Below are 599 nucleotides of genomic sequence, written 5' to 3' on the forward strand. Positions count from 1 at the left end.
CTTAGGGCAACAAATTCCGGCACATGGGTGCCGTGGTTGAGTCCGACACTGAGCTTGACGTTGCAGGTATCGGGACGATGGGCCGCCCAGGGAAATAGCTTAAGAGAAAGATTGATGGCACTCGCATCCAACGAGTAGAGCGGATTTTTGAAGCGGAATTTGTGGCTGCCAGGCTGATTCCTGCAGCGCTGAAGGAGCTTGTAGAATACTGCCTCGTAAAGCTCAGCGGGCTGGTTCTCATTGATTCTAGCCAACGTGGAACGGGCAATGGGCTTCGCACCCAGGTGGTATAGCTTGTGCTTTTGGCTTTCCAGGTTCGACTGGATATCTCGCAGGCTCTGTCGCCCTGATAGCTGAGACATGGCCATGCCAATGAATTGATCCCAGCGCGTGGCGGATCTCAGTTTTTGGCCGTGATGATGCTCTTTGGCCAGCCTTTCAAAATCATGTCTCGAAAGTGGCTTGAGTAGTTGATGAAAGGCGGTGTTATGATGTGACAAAGCCTGAACCTCCCTGATCACAATGTGTTTCTCGCAGAATCATTGTAACCAGTTAGGTTCAGGCTTTTTCATTTATCCCAAACTGTGGGACAGCAGTGG

The 599-nt window shown here is 51.1% G+C and carries 1 protein-coding gene; it reads right to left on the minus strand.

The window, feature by feature from the left end:
• Positions 1-500 (minus strand): DUF4372 domain-containing protein (locus tag A11A3_RS17185; RefSeq protein ID WP_040297532.1); only part of this gene is annotated, 500 nt, incomplete at its 3' end.
• Positions 501-599 lie beyond the last annotated feature (99 nt).

The organism is Alcanivorax hongdengensis A-11-3 (genome assembly GCF_000300995.1).
Taxonomy (GTDB): domain Bacteria; phylum Pseudomonadota; class Gammaproteobacteria; order Pseudomonadales; family Alcanivoracaceae; genus Alcanivorax; species Alcanivorax hongdengensis.